This is a genomic window from Carnobacterium sp. AT7 (genome assembly GCF_000171855.1).
GTDB lineage: Bacteria > Bacillota > Bacilli > Lactobacillales > Carnobacteriaceae > Carnobacterium_B > Carnobacterium_B jeotgali.
Genome location: NZ_ABHH01000012.1, coordinates 47,450 through 68,176, shown reverse-complemented (window position 1 = coordinate 68,176; position 20,727 = coordinate 47,450). Strand labels below are relative to the sequence as shown.

Below are 20,727 nucleotides of genomic sequence, written 5' to 3'. Positions count from 1 at the left end.
TATATATTGCTCTATCTGATTTGTCAAAAAAATAGTTATCTTATTTAGTTAATAAAAAAATTGGACTATAAAACAGCTCTACTTATGGAAAAACCTTGCTTTATAAAAATCTTGTGCTAATCTAAACATGAATGAACGAACACACATATGAAAGAGAGGAAGTTTTATGAAATCATCATCAACTTCTCCGTTAACGAATGATTCTATCCAAGAGGTAAGTAAGATATTTAAAATGATTAGTGACCCTACACGTCTTTCAATTTTATTTCTTTTACAGAAAGAAGAACTTAGTGTTGGAGCAATTGCGCAGTCTTTAAGTATGGAACAATCAGCCATTTCTCACCAGTTAAAAACTTTAAAGACTTCAAGATTAGTAAAATCAAAAAGAGCTGGTAAAAATATGATTTATAGCCTCGACGATCTTCATATTTTTAGTATTCTTGAGCAAGTTTCAACTCATATCGAAGAACAAGAAAAATAAAGACAAACTACATGGTTAAAATGATTTTACAATTCATTAGTTCAAATAAAAAAAGACAGCGAGATCTTAACTCGTTGTCTTTTTTTATTTGAATTTCATTATCGTAGTTGTTTATATAAAATTTAATAGTGTTTGAATCGTGCCATTTTCGATCAATATATAAATTCCTAAACCAATAAAGACGATAGGAACAATGATTCGTTCATATTTTTCTAACGTTTCGGAAATAAATGAAATTTTGGCTAATTTGTAACTGATAGAGCAAAGAACCGCAACAGATAGAGCAAAGACTATTAAAGCTGTGAAAATTTCTGAAAAAGATAGCGAGGTAAAGTAAGGAATATAAATCCCTAAATTATCGCCACCAGAAGCAATTGTTATTAAGGCAACGGTCCAAAAGAAGCGGTTTGTTCCTCTTGATTCAAGCTTTTCAACGACGTCCTCTTCTTCTTCCTCCTCTTCGCCGACCAATGCCACTCTTATTCCTAAGAAAATCGGAATAAGACCGAGAAGCCCAATGATCCAATCTTGTGGAATGAAATTTAGCACGTATGATGCAAATAAACTTATGGCTACTAAGATACCTGTTCCCAGATATTGACCCCAATAAATCTGATGGAGCCCTTTTTTTGTATGACTTTGAGAAAAAATAATCAGCAAGATAAATAAATAGTCAATGCTGGTAGAAATATAAACAGCGAGTGCTGATATAATGCTTTGTAACAAAATAACTTCCTCCAAACTAAATTTTCATAGAACTATTTTCTGACAATTTTAGAAAATACTGCACAGCGGAAAGTATCTCTTCATTCGCTAAAGAGTAATAAACTACTTTTCCATCTTGACGTGATTTTGCCATTCCATTCTTTTTTAAAAAACGTAAATGGTGTGACGTTGTAGCAATACTAGCATTAAGTATCGCGGCTAAATCACAAACGCACATCTCCTTATACGTTTCTAAAGCATAGAAAATTTTAATCCTAGAAGAATCGCTAAAACATTTTCCTAATACAAGTAAAGTTGAAAGGTCTTTATCTTTTAAATTGTTTTTAAAACTAGCTACTTTTTCTTTATGTATACTAGTAGTTGTACATACTTCTGCATTCATTAACTTTCCCACCTCATTCAAACGAACATTTGAATGAAGTATAGCTATCTAAACATTATTTTGTCAATAATTAGTTAATCTGTAGATAATTCAAATAAATTCAACATTGATAAAACAAGATTTTTGATACACTATTTTAAGCAATTTCATGTATTGAAAAGCAATTATCGAACTTGACAATATATCATTTTTGATATATTGTAGAGGTATACAGAGAGTGATAGGAGTTTCTATGAAAAAATACGAAATAGAGTTCTATGAAGATAAGAAAGGCCAAAGCCAGATAGTAGATTGGATCAAAGAACTGGATAGTAACCCGACTAAAGAAAATAAATCAACCTTAAAAAAGCTCTATTATCAAATGGAACGTCTGGAATATGACGGAACTTTTATAGGGGAGCCTCTTGTTAAACAGATTGAGGGTAAAATTTGGGAATTACGCCCAATACCTAATCGCGTGTTTTTTGCAACCTTAGAAGATAATCACTTAATTTTATTACACCAGTTTAGAAAAAAATCCCAAAAAACACCTAAAAGAGAAATTGAACAAGCTAAACGTGAATTAGCTGATTGGTTAGAACGCAAGAAAGGATGATTAGCATGAAATGGACAGATGTAAAAAAAGACATTAGTAGTATCTCTCAAGAAGACAAAAATCTTATTGAGTTGACTGCTTTATTAGCCAGTCTCCGTAGAGAAAAGAATATAACTCAAAAAGAATTAGCTGAAAAAGTACATGTCTCTCAGGCTCAAATAGCTCGTGTAGAAAACTTTTCTTATGCTCCTTCTTTAAAGACCATTACAAAAATTGCAGATGGTTTAAACCTAGAACTCACATTTATCGACAAAACAACTAAAGAACTGGTGAAAAATTAAATTATACGAAGAAATTTTGTTGTTATAAAATCAAAAATAAGCTCTCTCAACCCTCGAATAAGGAGTACTGAGAGAGCTTATTTTGATACACGATTTTATCTAATTTAACGTATCTAAGCCAAATAAATTCTCTTAAATTTATTCTCAATACCATTAGTTTTTCAATAAGAAGTATTTTATTTAGAAAAAATCACCGCTAAAATTTTTAAACTAATCTATGTGATTTTGTATCTTATAATTTCTTTTGTGACTTCTGATCAACAAAATAGTCATATTCCTCTTTGAAAACTTGAAGAAATTCTTCTAATAGCTGCTTATCTTGCTTTTGCACAGCTACATTTGACCAAAAAGATACTTCACTTGATTCATCCTCGGTCTCATCAAAAATGTCTGACCAGTCTTCAATAACAGATTCCGTCAGTGGTTGGAAGTGGTCAATTATTGATATGCGTTTATCAGTTGAACATTCTTCTTTAAAAAAGACAATGAACGCTTTAACATCAGCCATTGATTTTTGAACTTCATCAGATTCTTGAATTCTATTTTCTAACTCCCTGCGACTTTCAGTCTTACTTTCCTCAGTAAAACCCTCAAAAGTAACCTCCCATAGCAATTCGCTTAAAAAATCGATTTTAGGTATATCCAATGGAAATATAACGTTATAATGGAGCATCTCTTTAAAAGAAAGATAATCAATTGAGTAGTGCTTTCCATCTTCATTAAAGGTACAAAAAATATCCATCACTAATTCTTCTGTGAAAGCATCTTCAATCCATTTAGCGGTAAAACTATATTCACCAGTAGAAGCAGCATCCGTTGTGTCTACTCTATCCAATTCTTCTCTCAACTTAACTAACTTTTCTTTGATATTACCAACAGTAACCTCTTCCTCTTGGTAATAGTGTTTCTTCCAGTAGTTAGCGATAGTCTGTATTATTTCATCGTTAAATAAATAGTTTGTTACAACCTCTTTTAAGATCATCCTTTGTCTTCCTCCATTCTTTTATTTCAAGCCCAATCCATCAAATAAATACAATGTACTTATTTCACTTCACGTTCCAATGTATTTAGGATCGAAAATATACTGTCTTTATTCTCATCAGGAACAGGAAAATCTATTGTTCCTTCTCGTGTCACAGAGAAAACTGATTGTAAAAGAAACTGTGAATCAGCTTCTACAATCTCTTTCACAGTTTCTTTGGTCACTTCAAAATGAAATTGTAATCCTATCGCATTGAACAGACGAAACCCTTGGTTTTCCCATTTTTCAGTAGAATATAAAGACGTAGCATGGCAAGGTTTTGTAAATCCTTCACTTATCAAATAAAAAAGATACTTCTTCCGCTTTGGGGAAAGGCTCTCCGTTAAATACTTTTATTAGTTTGACTGTATGATTATTCTCTTGTACCCAGTTCATAATCTGACCAGGATTTTCAAATGAAACATGTTGAATAATATGTATATTCATACTACCCTCCTTACTAAATATAGTCGTTTATTTTTCCCTAAATCTTTTTATTAAGCAATTATATTTATTTGTATTTTGTGTTTCTCAGTAAATAATTTTACTATTCTTAAAATTTATCTAAGCTATAAGCAAACTTAATTGCCATACATTAGACTTTTACTCATTGATTCGTTACCATCATAAGATATATATCCTTTTATTTAAGTTATGTAGTAAATAAAAGCGGTTGACATAAGTTTTCTCATTTGCTAGCCGAGGTGAGAGAAATTGGTGAGATGAGCATAGTTGTACCCTAGCACAGCCTAAAATAGATTTAAGCTGAACTAGAGTACGAATGTGTCTTTTATGTATATTCTAGCCTCGGATCGAGTCGGAGCCTGCTTCACATGCTATATCGTCGGTGTTGTTGTCTCAACACGCTTAAAACACTCTTAAAATCCACCCTAAGAGTATTGTTTTAAGCTACCAGTCTAAATCAGACCTGGATTACCTCCCCCACCAGTTCAAATCGGTCGTGGTCACCATTCAGAACAATAGAGGATATAGCGACCCTATTTGATTGTTCCTAGCATTCCTTATTGCAGCGGCGTATGCTTAACCTGTCTACTTAAATGCTGTCACGCACACAGCTTGGCTCCTGTGTTGGTAAAAAAGCCAATTGCCATTTGTCCAGGTGCTTGGTATAATGACAATACATAAATCAGAATAATTTGTTGTCCTACGAACGCCAATTCGTGGGGCTTTTTTTTATTTAATTTTAGTGTTATATCGAGCCTAACGCACTTAAAATGTGAAGTAAATGCTTTTTTCTATTAACAAACTATACAACAGTATACTAGTATACTGTATGAAAATAACGTTAGTATACCAGTATACTAACGCGTAGTTTGTGTAGCAGTTTTTACATGCTAAAAAAACTATACAACGGTATACTGGTATACTAACGTATAGTTTTCTTTAGGTATAAACGAAAACAATTTATAGGGAAATGTTACTATGTCAGTGATTTAAATGAATTATAAGGATAACGCACAAGTACACTGGTATATTTATACGTTGGTATACCAGTATACTTGTGCGTAGTATACTGGTATACTAGTATACTTTTTAACTTAAGCATAAGTATACTGGTATACTTATGCTTATATTTCATTTTTGTTACATCTACACATAAGTAACTTTCGCAGTAGTATACCGTTGCATATTATGTTTTTAAATGTTAAAATTTATACATAAGTATACTTATGTATAAATTAGGAGGTAAACAAATGAACGGAAAAGTTTATGTTGTTGGAAACTTTAAGGGCGGGGTTGGCAAAACAAAAACCGTAACTATGCTGGCATATGAAGCAGCTACATATTTAAAGGAACGTATCTTAGTTATTGATATGGACCCTCAAGGCAATGCTACTAGAGTGCTTGCTAAAACTGGAAATCTTGATAACATATCAAAATCAATTACTGATGGTTTTCGAAACGGAAACCTTACCGATGAAATCGTTCATGTCATGGATAATTTAGATATGATACCAGCAAATACATCCTTTAGAAATTTATCAAAGATTCTTTTTGATAAATACCCAGATAATGAAATAGCTCAAATTTCTTATTTAAAAGAATTAATTGAGCCCTTCAAAAATAGTTATGATCGTATTTATATAGATGTTCCTCCCACGATATCTGATTACTCAGACAATGCTATGATAGCTGCCGATTATTGTATTATTGTTCTTCAAACCCAAGAACTCTCATTAGATGGTGCCCAAACATATATTGCTTACATGCAATTTTTATCAGAAAACTATAATGCCCACTTACAAGTTGTTGGAATTATTCCTATGATGTTAAGACAAGGTGGACGAGTGGATACTAGAGTTTTAGATCAAGCAAGAGAAATGTATGGCAGCAATGTTATTGATACTATTGTAAATTACCAAGAACGTTTAAAAGTATATGATGTAGAAGGTGTTCACATGAACACTAATGCAAATGGAAAAGTAGAAATGTGGGATGGAAAAGCTCATCAAATTTTCATAGATGTTTTAAATGAATTGAATGACCATGAAGCGTATTTAGAAAATATTTAACTGCTTAGAATGGGAGAAGGGAGTATTTTATGAGTAAGTCATTTGAACCAATTATCAAAAGACAAAAAAGTAGTCTCCAAGAAAAAAATGTATCCATAAAAGGAACTAATGACTTTGGTAGATCACCTATCCATTCACCAAATGATCTTCCAATTGAAAACAAAAAAACACAAATTCAAAAACAATTTAAAGTACAAGAGAAGAAGGTACCCGAAAACTTTTTTAAAGCTACAAAAACAGCTAAATTATCTCCTGATGTATTACTAAGACTAAATACATTAAAACCTTTTATTGAAGAATTAGAAGAAATGGATAAATCAACTGTAAACGATATGATGCAAATGCTAATTGAAAGTTATGTAAACGCACGCTTAACTAACCGTCAAAGAGAGGGTTACAATCAAATGTACGAACATCTTTACGAGCATTCAAAAAAATAAGTTTGCAGAAAATAAGTTAACTATACAAAAGTATACTAGTATACTTTTGTATAGTTAACTTTAAAGATGCGTAGATGCAAAAGACTTTTTAAGCTCAGAATTTTAAGAATACTCACACAGACACTGTTGAATAGCTTGCGTAAGTATACTTTTGTGTAGATATTAAATGTAGGAGGCCTTCAAGTGAATAAATTTTTCAAATCCATAACTAGCGACTACTTTGAAGATATTTTAGTACGATTAGCTCATCATTCGGCAGGGATTGAGGGAAATACTATTTCTTTACCTGCTACCGTTTCTATCATTGTAAATGGTACTTTACCCATTAGTTCCGGTGCTACAGTTAGAGAATTTTATGAGATTGAGAACCACAAGCAAGCTTTTGATCATATGATAAATCATTTAATAAATGAAGAGACCCTTTCTACCACCATTATTAAAGAGATACACGCTGATTTAACAGATCGATTACAATACGATAAAGGTCAATTTAAAAAGAATGAAAATATGATTTTAGGTGCTGAATTTCAAACAGCTTCACCATCAGAAACACCTTTGTTAGTTTCTCAATTAATTGATAATTTAAATTATCGTTTAAGTATATCTACAGATAGGGAAGCTAAGTTAATGGCTATTTTGGATACTCATATTCAGTTTGAACGGATTCATCCATTCTCAGATGGGAATGGCCGAACTGGTCGGATGATGATGAACTATTCTTTATTACAGGAGAGATTTCCTCCATTAATTATTGAAAAGGATACAAAAGCACAGTATGTTGAAATTTTAGCAACTCAAGACATAGATTCTTTTGTAACTTTTGCTAAATCAATCCTAGATAAAGAAACTAAACGAATGATAGCATTTCAAAATATGGAACAAGAAAAAATAAAAGAAATTGAAGAGTAAAGCTTTTTTAAGCTCATATTCTTCAATTTTTTTGATTTTAAGTGTCTCTCAGAAGCATTTTAAGAACGTTTTAATTTGTTTGTATGTATCTATCTATATAGTTGCCTGAGTTACATTCATTTATAACTATAGAATGTAGTTCAAAATTTCTTTGCTATTTGTTATATCGATAGCCCTATTGGTGTTTCTTAACTCGTGGGGTTCTCTACTTAATCTAAATAAAGATTTCCTGAAAATAATCATTAGTGTATGAACCAAAAATTAGACACTCGAAAAAGTGTCCTTTATAGATGAGCTATTTTATAGTGAGTCGTCTGTTATAATTATGAGTAGGAGGGATTTTTATGAGCCAAAAAACAATTTTTAATTTAAAAGAAAATTTACTTGAAACGTATGACGTTTCACTTGATTACACTGGTGTCTCCGGTAAGCGATTAGCCGAACGGTTAGGAGCTTTGTCAAAAATTGGATTAACAGAACAGAATGGTTCTTATCGTACTGGTTTTTCATTTGAAGAAAAAGAAGCAAAAGAACTGGTCATGAAATGGATGAAAGAAGCCGGACTTTCTGTACATCAGGATGGAGCAGGCAATGTATTTGGTCGGCTGGAAGGCAAACGCCCAGGTGTACCTGCCGTATTAAGTGGTTCTCATGTCGACAGTGTCCCAAATGGTGGACACTTCGATGGTCCATTGGGAGTATTATCTGCTTTGGAAGTTGCAGAAGCTTGGAGAGAGGCAGAATTCACACCAGAAAAACCTTTTGAAGTCGTTATTTTTTCTGATGAAGAAGGATCGAGATTCCATGGTGGCTTGAATGGAAGTGAAGCTTTTATGGGATCAGGCGACTTAGACGAGAAGATAAAAAAGAAAGACACTAATGGGGAAAGTTTTGAAGAAGTATTGCAAGATGTGGGGTTAAGTCTAGAAAGTTACTCTACTGCCAAACGGGATTTGGATGATATCGAAACCTTTATTGAAATACATATCGAGCAAGGAAAACGTTTAGAAAAAGAAGGCCTTCCATGTGGAATTGTGACAGGAATTGCCGGACCTCACTGGCTGGAATACACCTTTCAAGGAGAAGCGGGTCATGCAGGCAATACACCGATGAATGACCGGAAAGATGCCTTACTTGCTGCCAGTGAGTTTATAGTCAAACTCACTCAAATTCCACAGCAAATTAATGATACCGCTGTAGCCACAGTAGGAAAACTTCATGTAGAACCTAATGGAGTTAATGTCATCCCTGGGAAAGTTACCTTGTATGTCGATAGTAGAGATATCTATGAAGAATCAAGAGATACCTTAGTCAATCGCATTATTCAGCTTGGAAAAGAAATTGGAGTATCACACAAATTGTCTGTTACGTATAAAGAAACGCTAAAGAGTCCACCCGTGCCCATTTCTGAAGACCGACAAGAGTTACTTGAAGAGGCTATGAAAGTAAACGGCATCCGTCCTTATCGTTTGCCAAGCGGAGCAGGACACGATGCAATGGTTCTCGGAGCACAAATTCCGATAGTCATGCTGTTTGTTAAGAGTAAAGATGGCATCAGTCATAACCCGGCGGAATGGTCAGACTTAAACGACTGCATCCAGACCATACACGTACTAAAAACCTATATAGAAAAATTGCAGTACTAAAATTGAATAAAAAAAAATAAAAGAAATTGAAGAATACTGCTTTGTAGGTTTTTATTCTTCAATTTCTTCTATTTAAGTGCTTCTCAGAAGCTTTATCAGGGTATTTAACTATTTATTACCTACTAGTTACTGTTCTAAAACATCACACACTACAATAAATTTTAATGATTAAACTTCCAGACATTAATCCCAGTTAATGGATCGATCATCCTTCCAATTTCATTATTCACAGGTACGATAGTAATTTCTGCTGTATAGAGAACAGTTGCTTTCGTCAAGTGCCCCCCTATAATAGCAGGTTCATCGGTGTCATTTAAATAAGAAAAACTTGCATGACTATGCAAAAGAGGGCTTCCACTATCATCCATTGAAATATTTCCCATTAATGATACCAACTCAAGCATTCCCGTTTTCTTATGGTCTAGAAAATCTTCTGTTTCAGATTGGTAGGTAGAAACGATGACTTCTCCACATGCTCCAATACCTTGAAAATAACCTGATAATATATTTTATTTTTTACATATTTCTTGAATCTTATCTAATATTTCTTCATCTTTATCAATTCTTACAAAAATACTAGTATCTATTTTTTTATAATCCATAAACTCTCCCTTTCTTTAACTTAATATATAATATTTATTTCCTTCATGAAACAACCAAGTTTCATCTAGTTCTTTATTTTTTCCGTATTTTTTACCATGAAGATCAATTGCAGCATGCCATTCTTTACATAAATCATAAGGAATTTGTTTTGTAAGATGGTTAAACTCTTTATGCATTGCTTCATAATTTTTATATTCACCAAACCCTAACCGGCTGAATAAGCGAATCGCATATTGATCTGCAATGAATACGTTTCTTTCAAAAATATATAAAAGCATAGCATCAGCTGTTTCAAAACCTACTCCTTTTATTGATAACAATTCTTTCCTCAATTCAGCTGTTGAATAGCTGCGAAACATCTCAAAATCCCCACCATTAGAAACAAACCATTGAATCAACGCTTTAATATAGAGACTTTTTTGTTTGAAAAATCCTGCTGGACGAATCAGTTCTTGTAATTTTTCTATCTCTATCTTTTGCAACTGTTCCACAGTTAAAACATTTTCTAAGTTTTTAAGAGCCTTTTTCGCATTTTTTTCAGTCGTTTGCTGAATCAAAATCATTGAGACCCAATCCGAAATGCGGTTATCATCTTCCCACCAATGTTGGAAGCCATAATAATCGACTAATTGGTTTAATACTTGTATTTTTTGTTTATCTGTTTTCATAGTCACTTAAATCCTTTTTTAAAACGAATTTCATATATTAATGAAAAATAATTATAAAAAAATGAATTGTAGGTGTAATAATGCAAAGAAATAATAATAAAACAATAGGTTTTGTAAAGTTTTTAATTGGTACATTTATAGGTATATTTTTAGATTCTTATTCCTTTTAATTTTTCTAATGGTATGGATACTGTCCTTTTCCACTACTTAAAATTATTTATAGCGAAATTTCATGATCAGTTACAGTTGCTGTTAGTTATTTCTGTAGTAGCAAGTGCTTTATTAGCTCTTATAGATCAACTTATGCCTAATAGTTTTATAAAAAAACAAAGATTATTGAGTAAACTCTTTTCAACAACACTTTTTTATACAATTAACAGAATTATTGGAGCAACCATTGCTGTTGCTGTATTTTTTAAAGTTGGACCAAATTTTTTAGTATCTCCTGATACAGGTGGTGCTATGCTTGATTTAGCTACACAACTTGGAGTATTAGTTCCAGTAATGTTACTTTTCCAAACTTTTATTTTAGAATTTGGTGCTATGGAGTTTCTAGGATCCTTTGTAGGATTCATTGTAAGACCTATTTTTAAAGTTTCAGAAATTTGTGCAGTTAATATCATTAGTGCATGGGTTGGTCCTGGTAACGCAGCAATTATTGGAACTCAAGAACTTTTTAAAAAAGGTTATTTCACAGTCAAAGAAGCAGCAGTTATTGGTAGTCTATTTTCTACTTCAAGTGTTGGATGGGTAGTACTAGTATGTTCTGTTTTAGATGTTATGGATTCATTCGGTGCTATTTTTATCGGTATTACTTTAATAGGAGTTATTTTAGGTTTTATTGGTGTCAGAATCCCACCTATTAAAAACTATCCAGATTTATATGTTGATGGAAGTTCTGAAACAAAAATTAAAGTTAAAAAACAAGGTTCAGCTTTAAATAATGCTTTCGTAAGTTCAAGTGAACGTGCTAACGATGTAACAGTTAATAATTTTCTTTCAAAAATTGATAACATGTTATTCTACGTACTATGGTTAACACCAATTATTATTTTCTGGGGAACCGCCGCTCTTGCTATTTCTCTATTTACTCCTGTATTAGGATGGATTTCTTTACCAGTAGAATATGTATTAACTTTAGCTAACGTAGAAGATGCACGTGTAACAGCCAGTGCTATTATGTCTGGGTTTGCAGATAACTACTTACCTGTAATATTAGGAAAAGGTATCTCTTCAGCTGAAAGTAAAACTATAATTGCTATGATGAGTATTCTTCAGCTTATTTTCATGTCAGAAATTGCTACATTATTAACATCTACTAATATAGTTAAGAAATTTTTAGATGTTATCATAATCTTTGTCCAAAGAACATTCATCGCACTACCTTTCGTTATTTTATTTGTTAAGTTTTTATATTAAATACTATTATATATACTTAAAATTAATGGTAGCGAGAGTTTGGATTAAAAAGTACCACAACTCTATGCGTTAGCGTCACTAAAATAAGTTTAAATTTCTTTAAAATTGTCCTTAAGAGCCCTGCTTTAATCTCCTGGTCTGAGGATCAGGATTATCGCCCGTGTCATTAACGATAGAATTCCCCTTAAGGGGGAAAGGCTACATTCAGTATTTATTTTGATCCCTTAGCCTTTCTAGTTACAGCGACGATTAGTCAAACGGTCAACGCGAAGCCTGTCACGCACAAAGCTTGACTCTTGTGTCGTAAAAAAAGAATTGCTAATTAACACTCCTCAAAAAGACAAATATAATAGAACTACAGAACCTATATAAGTTTATTGTCTCGTAGATTGGCGTCTACGGGGCTTTTTTTTGTTTAATTTAACTACATACATTATATTAGCACTTTATACTTGTAGATAAGTTTTAATTAATTAAAATACATAAAAATATACCGTTATTACAAAAAGGGTTTCAACTTTTATTTCAGTACTTCTCTGGAACATTCTGAGTATACCTCCATTTGTTATGTATATATCTATGCTTTGTAAATGATAAAGGACTATTCCCAAAAACAAGTATTTTTGGTGTTTTTTTATAAATAGAAGTTATCAGAAAGTCATACTATATTACTTTTAATCTTAATTAAAAATTTTAATGTTAGAGATTGTAAGGGATATTTATGATTTTAAATAAAGAACAAAAAAAGAGCAGCCAATCGAATTCGATTGGCTGCTCTTTAAATCTTTGGTTATCTTAATATTTTTTTAAAGACTATCTATAATACTTGCTTGTACAATCAATCTTTCTGTTCCATCATAGTTGCAAGTAACTAACGTTAGTTTAGGAGTTGCAGTGTCATTTATTACATCAATACGATCAGGAGTGACAAGCATAATCGTATCAATTTTATAATGATGTGTGCTTTCCATATCCGTAATAGAGACCACCATTCCTTTTTCAACTTGATGTAATGGTGAGAATAATGATTTTTTGTCTCGCCAATTATGCCCCGCTAAAGCATAATTACCTACTCCTATTTTTTGATTTTTTTTCATCGTTCCTGCTCCAACCATTAAATTACTCTGCGACATTCCGTTTAAGATTGGAATTTTCATCTCTACCTCTGGAATAGAAATCACTCCAATAGCTTGACTACTTTCAAATTTAGATAAAGAAAGAATAGAGGATGCCTTTATGCTCTCTACATTTGTAAAATCAAACATTCCTTCCTTTATCTGATTATCCACTATCTGACCTGATTCGAACTCTTCTACTAGGTTTCCTGATAAATTTACTACAATGAGCTGCTGTATAGGTACCCACAGGGTCAAGCAGATACCTATAAAAATCATTACAAAACCGATTAATTTCGTTTTTTTACCCATCTCTATCTTTTCCTATTTATCATTTTGGCGCTTAACTAAGAAAATACCAGAAGAAATAAATAGCAACCCTAGTAATACTAATAAAGTATTTAACATTTCTGCCCCAGTTTGAGGTAATAAGCCGGATCCAGAGCCGGAGTTGCTTGCATCATCTGTTATTGCAGTATTTAATGACTCTTTTTTATTTATAACTTTTAATTGAATTCTTTTTACTGAACCATTTGATTCTTTGGCTATTTCAAATGATATCGGCTTATTAGAATGGATATATGACTTAGGTGCTTTAGTTTCTATTAAAGAGTAATATCCTGGTGCAAGTCCTTCAACTAGAATGCGCCCTTCGTTATCACTTTTTAATTGACTATAAACTTTCTTTCCATCATTATCTAAAATTGAGAATTCAGCGCCTTGTAAAGCTTTTTCGTTCTCATCTACTTTAAGAATTTCCAATGAACCTTGGTAATTAATAAATTGTCCTAATTGGACAGTAGCAGGTTTACCTTTTGTAGTATCTTTAATATCAAACTCTACTACATCTGTATTCCTGACGTAGCCTTCAGGTGCTTGGGTTTCGCTAATAGTATACTTTCCAGGCGCAAGTCCATTTACCTTTACCTTACCATTATTATTAGAAGTCAGTCCTGATTGAATCAGATTATCTTTACTATCTCTTATTTCAAATACTGCATTACTCAATCCTTTACCTGATACATCAACCTTTTCTAGTACAACACTTCCTTTGAAGTTCTGAACGTCTCCAACTGTAACTACTTCAGGTTCTCCTTCAAATTTATCTAGAATAGTAAATGGATAATCTGTTGTATCCTTCACATAATTTCCCGGTGCTTTTACCTCTACAAATGTATAGTTTCCTGGCGCAAGGCCTTCGGCCATGATTCTGCCATTCTCATCTGATGTTAGTGTATCCATCACTTTACCGTCTGAGTTTCGTACTTCGAAGACCGCATCTTTCAATACTTTCCCAGCTTCATTTGTTTTTATTAATTGAGCTGTCCCTTGATAATTTTTAAAATTATCTATAGAAAGTGTTACAGGCGTACCTTCTGAACTAGAAGCTATGGTAAATTCTACCGTTTCTGTGTTTAATAAATACCCATCGACAGTAGTAGTTTCTTGAATCGTATAGGTGCCTGGTGCCAAATCATTGACTGAAACTAATCCAGCTTCATCAGAAACAACATTTTCTGCAACGATGATGCCGTCTTTATTCAATACATTAAATACTGCGCCAGCTAAAGGTTCACCCGTTTTCGTTGTTTTTTTCCACTCAACACTACCTTGGTAGTTTACGAATGTTTTAACGTCAACTTCTACCGGCTTGCCTTTTGCTGAATCAACGATTGTAAAAGGTACCGTTGTTTCATTTAAAACGTAGCCTTTAGGAGCGACTGTTTCAATAAATGTATACTCTCCAGGAGCAAGATTTTCAACGAATATTTTGCCGTCTTTAGTAGACATTAAGTCTTTTTGGACGATCATTCCTTCGGAATCTACCACATCAAAAACAGCGTCTGCTAAAGCTTTTCCTTTAGAATCAACTTTTTCTAAAACAACGGATCCTTGATAGTTAATAAAGCTTCCTGCCTTTATTTGTTCTGGTTTTCCGATATGCTCTGATGCTACGGTGAATGTAATCTCTGTTTCATTTAATACATAACCATTTGGAGCTTTTGTTTCTTTAAATACGTAGTTTCCTGGTGCTAAGTTTTCTACTTTGACTTGACCTTTTTTATTTGAGATCACATCTGCTTGGATCAAGTTGCCGTTTGCATCATATAAATCAAATGCTGCACCTGCTAAATCCTTATTAGTTGCGTCTGTTTTTTGTAAGATAACGGATCCTTGATAATTTTCAAAGTTTCCAGTATTAATCATTTCTGGTTCACCTTCTGCCTCAGTCGCAATAATAAATGAGACAGGTTGCGTGTTCGTGATATAACCATCTGGAGAAGAAATTTCTACAAATGTATAGTTTCCTGGCGCAAGGCCTTCGGCCATGATTCTGCCATTCTCATCTGATGTTAGTGTATCCATCACTTTACCGTCTGAGTTTCGTACTTCGAAGACCGCATCTTTCAATACTTTCCCAGCTTCATTTGTTTTTATTAATTGAGCTGTCCCTTGATAATTTTTAAAATTATCTATAGAAAGTGTTACAGGCGTACCTTCTGAACTAGAAGCTATGGTAAATTCTACCGTTTCTGTGTTTAATAAATACCCATCGACAGTAGTAGTTTCTTGAATCGTATAGGTGCCTGGTGCCAAATCATTGACTGAAACTAATCCAGCTTCATCAGAAACAACATTTTCTGCAACGATGACGCCGTCTTTATTCAATACATTAAATACTGCGCCAGCTAAAGGTTCACCCGTTTTCGTTGTTTTTTTCCACTCAACACTACCTTGGTGGTTTACTACATCGATTATTGGAATAGTTTGCGTTCCATCTTCATTAATTGTGATAGTAAACGGAATCTTATTTGTATTTCGAATATAGCCGTCTGGTGCAACCTGTTCTTCTAAAAAATAATTTCCAGGTGCTAAATCTTCGACAATAACCGTTCCATTAACGGTTTCAATATTGCTACGTACGACTTTTTCATCTTTATCATAAATAGTAAATGTAGCCGATTTAGTAATTGGTAACTTATTTGCTCCAATTTTATTAATTTGAATTTTTGTTAATTTATTAATATATTTAAAATCGACAAATGGGTTGTCCTTACTAAAAGATAAATCAATGATGACTCCTTTGGCTAATTTATCATTTATAACATAACCTTCTGGGGCTGTTACTTCTTTAAGAAGGTAATTTCCTCTACGTAAACCGCCAAATTTTAGAATTCCTTTTTCATCCGTGGTACCCGTACGTAAGAGTTGTTTTCCATCTCTGGTATATAAATTGAATACTGCATCTTGTAATACGGTCCCTTTTTCATTTTCCTTTTGGATAGACAGTCCGCCACGAATGCTAGAACCATCTCCACCGCCAGCGTTATTTTTAGTTACCGTTTTTATATCTGAAGATTCTATAGTTTCTGTTGTCTCTCCTGTAACTCCATATTCGTTTTTTATTTCTTCACCCTTTGATAATAGAGGGTCGATATATGAACTATATTCTAATATATAAGCTTTAGTAATATCATTTTCAAATTTCAAACTGAATTGTTGTTTTCCTGTACCATTATCTGTTTTAACATCTAGGATATAATCAACATTTTTTTCTAGTATGTGGTCAGTCTTTGTAACATTTCCTTTTGTATCAACTTTTGCTTCATAAAGAATAAATGTATCTTCCATCAAGACAGAATTTAAATCAGGATTATCTGTTAACGTGTAATTAGAAACTTTGGTCTGAGTAGGATTCAATACAATACTCCAGTCCACACGTTCATTAAATTCTCCAGCTTGTTTTCCTGATTTATTTGCATATTTTCCACCATTCGGTATTTCAACAGAGGCTTCTAAATTAAATATATTTTCTCCGTTTGTAACTTCAGCTTTATTCGTCACTGTAGCATCTTGTACCCATTCATCGGTGAATTTTGTGTCAAAACTAATCCCTATAGCTGTTTTCTCACCAACGAAAGTATCTTTGAGTATAATGGTTAAATTATTTTTGTTCTCCTTGTTAGGGAATTCAATTGTGTACTTATCCGAAGAAATTTTATCTTTACTAACAATATCTCCCTTCGCATTTACTACATAGCTATACACTTCAAGTGTTTCGTCAACAAATTCTTGGTTTTTAGGAATTGTATCACTAATTTTATAAGGTGAAACAATTGGCAATCGTGCATAGTTTGTATTCACTTCCCAAGAAACTTGTTTGTTTTGGGCATTATATTTCCCTGACTTAACTCCATTTTTAGCTGTGTGTCCTCCAGGTGTCACTACAACCTCTTGACTGCTACTGTTATAGTCATTTTCACCTTCAGACCATTTAATCGTTGCTCCATTTCCATAAGAAGCTGTACCATCTGAATTTCGTTCAAAATAGGTTTTGTAGCTAAGTGTATAAGATTCGTTAATCGGTTTGTTAAATTGGATTTTAAATCCTCCTGGAGATCCCGGACTAGGTTCGGTATACGTCGGAGTATACTCCGTAAATTCTTTTCCATTAGCATCAACAATTTTTAATTCATATTTACTAGAATTCACTTGGTTTTCAATCAAGCTTAATCCGTCACCAATAAATTTATCTTCTAATAGAAGATTTTCCATTAGGTAACCATTCTCGTTTAGTTTAATTTCCCAGTCAATAGACTTATTAGTAACATCTGTTTTCACATGTTTTTTCGTGATCCCTTTTTGTTTCCATGTACCGCTACTGCCAGTTTTATTTTCAGTACCTGTTTCTACTTGGTTTTTTACAGTACCATTATTATTAACAATACCTGTTCCAGTAGAGCCAAGAATTTTTGTTTGGTATTTTATTTGGTAAGCTTGTCCCTCAACTTGGTCCTTAAAGGTTAAAGAGAAACCAGACTTATCATTAACGAGTACATATTTGTCAGGAGAAATCGCAATTTCACTTACTGTTGCCTTGCCATTTTCATCGAATTCAACTGGAAAAGCAGCAAATTCTTCTGGGACCAATTCCATTACATCTATCGGAGTCCAGCTATCTTTAATACTTGCCTTATCTGCATCAATAACCTTTTGATTGAAATTGTAGTTTATTGTCCAATCAAAAGTCTGGTGCTGCTGATTATATTCAGGTGCCCCTTTTTCAATCGATTTCCCATAATTACTACTAACTGTTGTTGAAGCACTTGTGGTCTTTTGATTATTAGTTAAGGTAGCTGTATTTTTAAATACTTGTGTTCCTTCAAACCCCTTTTTTGGTTCAATGATATTTGTCGTATACTTCAATAGATAGGCTTTAGCAGATTCTTCTTCTGTCAGTCCATCAAATAAAATAATCAACTTTCCATTCTCATCTGTTTTAACTGAATATTTTGTTGCATCTACTACAGTAGACTCTGTGCGGTTACCGAAAATATCCACATCAAGCGTATACACAACTAAGCTTCCTTCTTGATAACTCATATTAGTTGGAATAGAGTCTGTCACTGTCGGAGTTGTCAACTGCTCTAAGCCAGTATTTATATCCACCTGCCAGTAAGCTTCGTCTGAGTTCTGTCCATTGTTATTAATTGTTCCTTTTTTATCAATTAGTTTCCCACCTTTTGGTTTAACTGGAAACTTAATCGTTGTATTAGATCCTTCTTCAAATGGAATCTCTTGTTCGATAGTTCCGTCCATTAAGCTTTCTTCTAAAAAAACCTCAAACCAAAAGCTACCTGTCACGTTATCTCCATCTACACCTTCATTGAATGTAAAGGTAACCTCCCCTTCTTTACTCACTTGCCACTTCCCAATACTGCCTAATGTTCCTGAAGTTGCTGAAGAAGGTTTAAATTCACTTGGGAGATTGAATATGTAAGTATCTCCACTTTTAACCGTATGACCTTCAGGAAGTGATAAATCAAAACTTAAGCGTCCTAATTCTTTTGCTTCCAAGTCATAAGGATTGGTTGAATTAAATTCTTCTCCTTTTTCATCTTTAAATGTAACGTTTTTAAATATGATATCATCTTGATCTAAGATTGCACGATCCTTCATTACTTGTGTATTTTTTATTTCTGTTTCTTTTATTTCTGTTTCTTTTACCTTTTCTACGTCTATTTTTTCTTCTATTTCTGAATCTTTTGTTTCTTCTATTTGTTCTACTTTATCTGAGTCTTCTTGTTCTTGGTTTTCCTTATTTTCTTCATTTACCTTTTGTTGATCCATTGCTTGATCGGTTTCTTCTTCTAACTTGTTCTCATCATTAGATTGAATAGACGTTTTCAATAAATAGGCTTTTCCATCTATAAAGAATTCTAACTCAATCTTGCCAGGTTTTTCTTCTGTTACTTTTATTGGAACAAGTAACGTACCAGTTGCAGCCTCTGCTTCTGTTACGGACAAGTTAATAGTATTTGTATCTACTGAATACGTTCCAACTTTGACTTTATTTTTATTTATTAATTCTGCCTGTTCGATCGTACTTGCTGTTATTTTACTAGGAAGCACAATCTTACTTGTTGCTCTATTTTCAGCTTGCTTATTATTCCAGCCTATAGCTAAGAATATTTCCTCACCAGAAATGATTTTATCTACTGGTTCTCCTATGTAATTAGCTAAGCTTAATGATTCAACAGAGAGATTCACAGTAGGATCTATCCCCTCAGCAAATACTTCATATGGCAAGGATAAAAAGTTTGGAAGCACTAATGTAGTTACCATTAGTAACAAAAATATCTTTCTTATTTTGAGTAACATCTTTATTCCTCCTTTGTTATTTTATAGTTCTTGGCTCTCATAACGTATGCTACAATATAAGTAGTGGATAGGCAACACTTTGTTAGACAGATTTTATAAGGTGCTTCATTTTATACTCTTCAGGCGTCAAATAATTTAAGGTTCCATGTATTCGAATCGTATTGTACCAATGGACGTAGTCCATTAACCCCGTTTGTAAACTGACTAAGTTCTCAAAGTGCTGATTTCTAACAAACTCTGTCTTAAAAACTTTAAACATGGCTTCTGCAACAGCGTTATCATAAGGCGTTCCTTTATTACTTAACGATCGTTGAATAGAAAACGCAGTTAAAACATCATCAATTAAACGATTATCGAACTCATTTCCGCGGTCTGTATGAAATACCTTGATATTGGTCAAATCTGTCTTGATCGTCGCTAAAGCTTGGTAAACGAGCTGTGCATCCTTTCGGTTGCCTGCACTATAACCAATGATTTCACGGTTAAATAAATCAACAAACAGGCAAACGTAATTCCATTGGCCACCCACTCTAACATAAGTTAAATCACTAACGACAACTCTTAATGGTTCCTTTTGGTTAAATTCACGGTTCAAATGATTCATGATTTTCGCTTCATTTGTTGGTGTTTTCTGTGGCTTAAACTGAGCAATAGTGTAAGAAGATACTAAACCATTTTCTTTCATAATTCTTCCAATTCTACGTCTAGATAATAGGATTTTCTTCTTTAAAAGTTCGACTTTAATTTTTCTGGTTCCATAGTTCTCACGACTATCTCGAAAAATTTTTATAACAACTTCTGTATAGAGGTCTTGTTTCTTTTCTCGGTTCTGTTTTAAAAGGTAATAATAGGTACTCCTTGGAACAGATAAAACCTGGCACATCGCTGATACGGCATACTTATGGGCATTATTCTTGATGACTAGGACTTTCGTCCAAATATCAGCGCTGCTTGCTTTAAAATATCATTTTCCATTTCCAATTGAGCATTTCGTTTCCTTAACCTTTCTAACTCAAGCTCTTCAGGTGTCTTATTGTCTTTTTCTCTAAATGATCCTGATTTGGAATTCTGTTTAACCCATTTGTCAAAGGCCGAAGGCGTTAGATCATATTCTGCTAAAATTTCTTTTCTGGATTTGCCTGTATTGTGGAGTAAAACAATTTGTTTTTTAAATTCTTCTGAATAGGCCCTTCTTGGTCTTCTAGTCATTATAAAAATCTCCTTTTTAGTTTCTATTGATTCTA

At 33.1% G+C, this 20,727-nt stretch carries 18 protein-coding genes; 8 read left to right on the top strand and 10 right to left on the bottom strand.

All coding sequences use genetic code 11. From position 1 onward, the window contains the following. Positions 1–166: 166 nt before the first annotated feature. Complete coding sequence (locus CAT7_RS06310) at positions 167–481, top strand: ArsR/SmtB family transcription factor (protein WP_007723352.1); 315 nt, start codon at positions 167–169, stop codon at positions 479–481. 111 nt (positions 482–592) lie between these two features. On the opposite strand, the gene CAT7_RS06305 is transcribed toward CAT7_RS06310, so the two are convergent. Next, on the bottom strand, positions 593–1,207 hold the full coding sequence (locus CAT7_RS06305; RefSeq protein ID WP_007723350.1) for a CadD family cadmium resistance transporter: 615 nt from the start codon (positions 1,205–1,207) through the stop codon (positions 593–595). Positions 1,208–1,223: 16 nt separating this feature from the next. Beyond that, positions 1,224–1,589, bottom strand: a complete 366-nt coding sequence (locus tag CAT7_RS06300; RefSeq protein WP_007723345.1) for an ArsR/SmtB family transcription factor — start codon at positions 1,587–1,589, stop codon at positions 1,224–1,226. Between the two features lie 232 nt (positions 1,590–1,821). Here CAT7_RS06300 and CAT7_RS06295 point away from each other — a divergent pair, with 232 nt between their 5' ends. Then, on the top strand, positions 1,822–2,184 hold the full coding sequence (locus CAT7_RS06295) for a type II toxin-antitoxin system RelE/ParE family toxin (protein WP_007723342.1): 363 nt from the start codon (positions 1,822–1,824) through the stop codon (positions 2,182–2,184). A 5-nt stretch (positions 2,185–2,189) separates the two neighbouring features. Beyond that, the gene (locus CAT7_RS06290; protein WP_007723341.1) at positions 2,190–2,465 is read left to right on the top strand and encodes a helix-turn-helix transcriptional regulator; all 276 of its coding nucleotides are present in this window, start codon (positions 2,190–2,192) and stop codon (positions 2,463–2,465) included. A 232-nt stretch (positions 2,466–2,697) separates the two neighbouring features. On the opposite strand, the gene CAT7_RS06285 is transcribed toward CAT7_RS06290, so the two are convergent. From CAT7_RS06285 to CAT7_RS12315, 3 genes are read right to left on the bottom strand one after another with little or no spacing between them, the layout of a single operon-like run. Then, complete coding sequence (locus CAT7_RS06285; RefSeq protein WP_007723340.1) at positions 2,698–3,447, bottom strand: DUF6557 family protein; 750 nt, start codon at positions 3,445–3,447, stop codon at positions 2,698–2,700. Between the two features lie 59 nt (positions 3,448–3,506). Continuing rightward, a complete protein-coding gene (locus CAT7_RS06280; protein WP_007723339.1) occupies positions 3,507–3,788 on the bottom strand; it encodes a hypothetical protein in 282 nt (93 codons plus the stop codon). Beyond that, positions 3,778–3,933 carry a hypothetical protein gene (locus CAT7_RS12315; protein WP_007723337.1) on the bottom strand — a complete coding sequence of 52 codons (156 nt, stop codon included), beginning with the start codon at positions 3,931–3,933 and terminating at the stop codon, positions 3,778–3,780. Before CAT7_RS12315 ends, CAT7_RS06280 begins: the two co-directional genes overlap by 11 nt. Positions 3,934–5,201: 1,268 nt before the next feature. On the opposite strand from CAT7_RS12315, the gene CAT7_RS06275 reads away from it, so the two are divergent. From CAT7_RS06275 to CAT7_RS06260, 4 genes are all read left to right on the top strand, one after another. Continuing rightward, positions 5,202–6,020 carry a ParA family protein gene (locus tag CAT7_RS06275; protein ID WP_007723335.1) on the top strand — a complete coding sequence of 273 codons (819 nt, stop codon included), beginning with the start codon at positions 5,202–5,204 and terminating at the stop codon, positions 6,018–6,020. Positions 6,021–6,049: 29 nt separating this feature from the next. Beyond that, complete coding sequence (locus CAT7_RS06270) at positions 6,050–6,460, top strand: hypothetical protein (RefSeq protein ID WP_007723333.1); 411 nt, start codon at positions 6,050–6,052, stop codon at positions 6,458–6,460. A 183-nt stretch (positions 6,461–6,643) separates the two neighbouring features. Then, entirely contained in the window at positions 6,644–7,369 is a 726-nt protein-coding gene (locus tag CAT7_RS06265) for a Fic family protein (RefSeq protein ID WP_007723331.1), read from the top strand. Positions 7,370–7,713: 344 nt separating this feature from the next. Further along, positions 7,714–9,015, top strand: coding sequence for a M20 family metallo-hydrolase (locus CAT7_RS06260; protein ID WP_007723329.1), 1,302 nt, complete (start codon positions 7,714–7,716; stop codon positions 9,013–9,015). Between the two features lie 161 nt (positions 9,016–9,176). Here the strand turns inward: CAT7_RS06260 and CAT7_RS12190 are convergent, their stop codons facing one another. Then, positions 9,177–9,521 (bottom strand): PPC domain-containing DNA-binding protein, encoded by a 345-nt coding sequence (locus CAT7_RS12190; protein ID WP_083790546.1) that lies wholly within the window; start codon positions 9,519–9,521, stop codon positions 9,177–9,179. A 111-nt stretch (positions 9,522–9,632) separates the two neighbouring features. Beyond that, entirely contained in the window at positions 9,633–10,286 is a 654-nt protein-coding gene (locus CAT7_RS06250; protein ID WP_007723323.1) for an endonuclease III domain-containing protein, read from the bottom strand. 246 nt (positions 10,287–10,532) lie between these two features. Between CAT7_RS06250 and CAT7_RS12550 the strand changes: the two genes are divergently transcribed. Next, positions 10,533–11,705, top strand: coding sequence for a YjiH family protein (locus CAT7_RS12550; protein ID WP_232208116.1), 1,173 nt, complete (start codon positions 10,533–10,535; stop codon positions 11,703–11,705). Between the two features lie 806 nt (positions 11,706–12,511). Here the strand turns inward: CAT7_RS12550 and CAT7_RS06235 are convergent. From CAT7_RS06235 to CAT7_RS06225, 3 genes are all read right to left on the bottom strand, one after another. Then, complete coding sequence (locus CAT7_RS06235; RefSeq protein WP_007723318.1) at positions 12,512–13,132, bottom strand: class A sortase; 621 nt, start codon at positions 13,130–13,132, stop codon at positions 12,512–12,514. A 12-nt stretch (positions 13,133–13,144) separates the two neighbouring features. After that, on the bottom strand, positions 13,145–19,483 hold the full coding sequence (locus tag CAT7_RS06230) for a SpaA isopeptide-forming pilin-related protein (RefSeq protein WP_035019436.1): 6,339 nt from the start codon (positions 19,481–19,483) through the stop codon (positions 13,145–13,147). An 82-nt stretch (positions 19,484–19,565) separates the two neighbouring features. Then, positions 19,566–20,692 (bottom strand): IS3 family transposase gene (locus CAT7_RS06225; RefSeq protein WP_156780522.1). Its coding sequence is split into 2 segments (ribosomal slippage): positions 19,566–20,443 and positions 20,443–20,692, totalling 1,128 coding nucleotides; the frame shifts between segments, so codons are not numbered across the junction. Positions 20,693–20,727 lie beyond the last annotated feature (35 nt).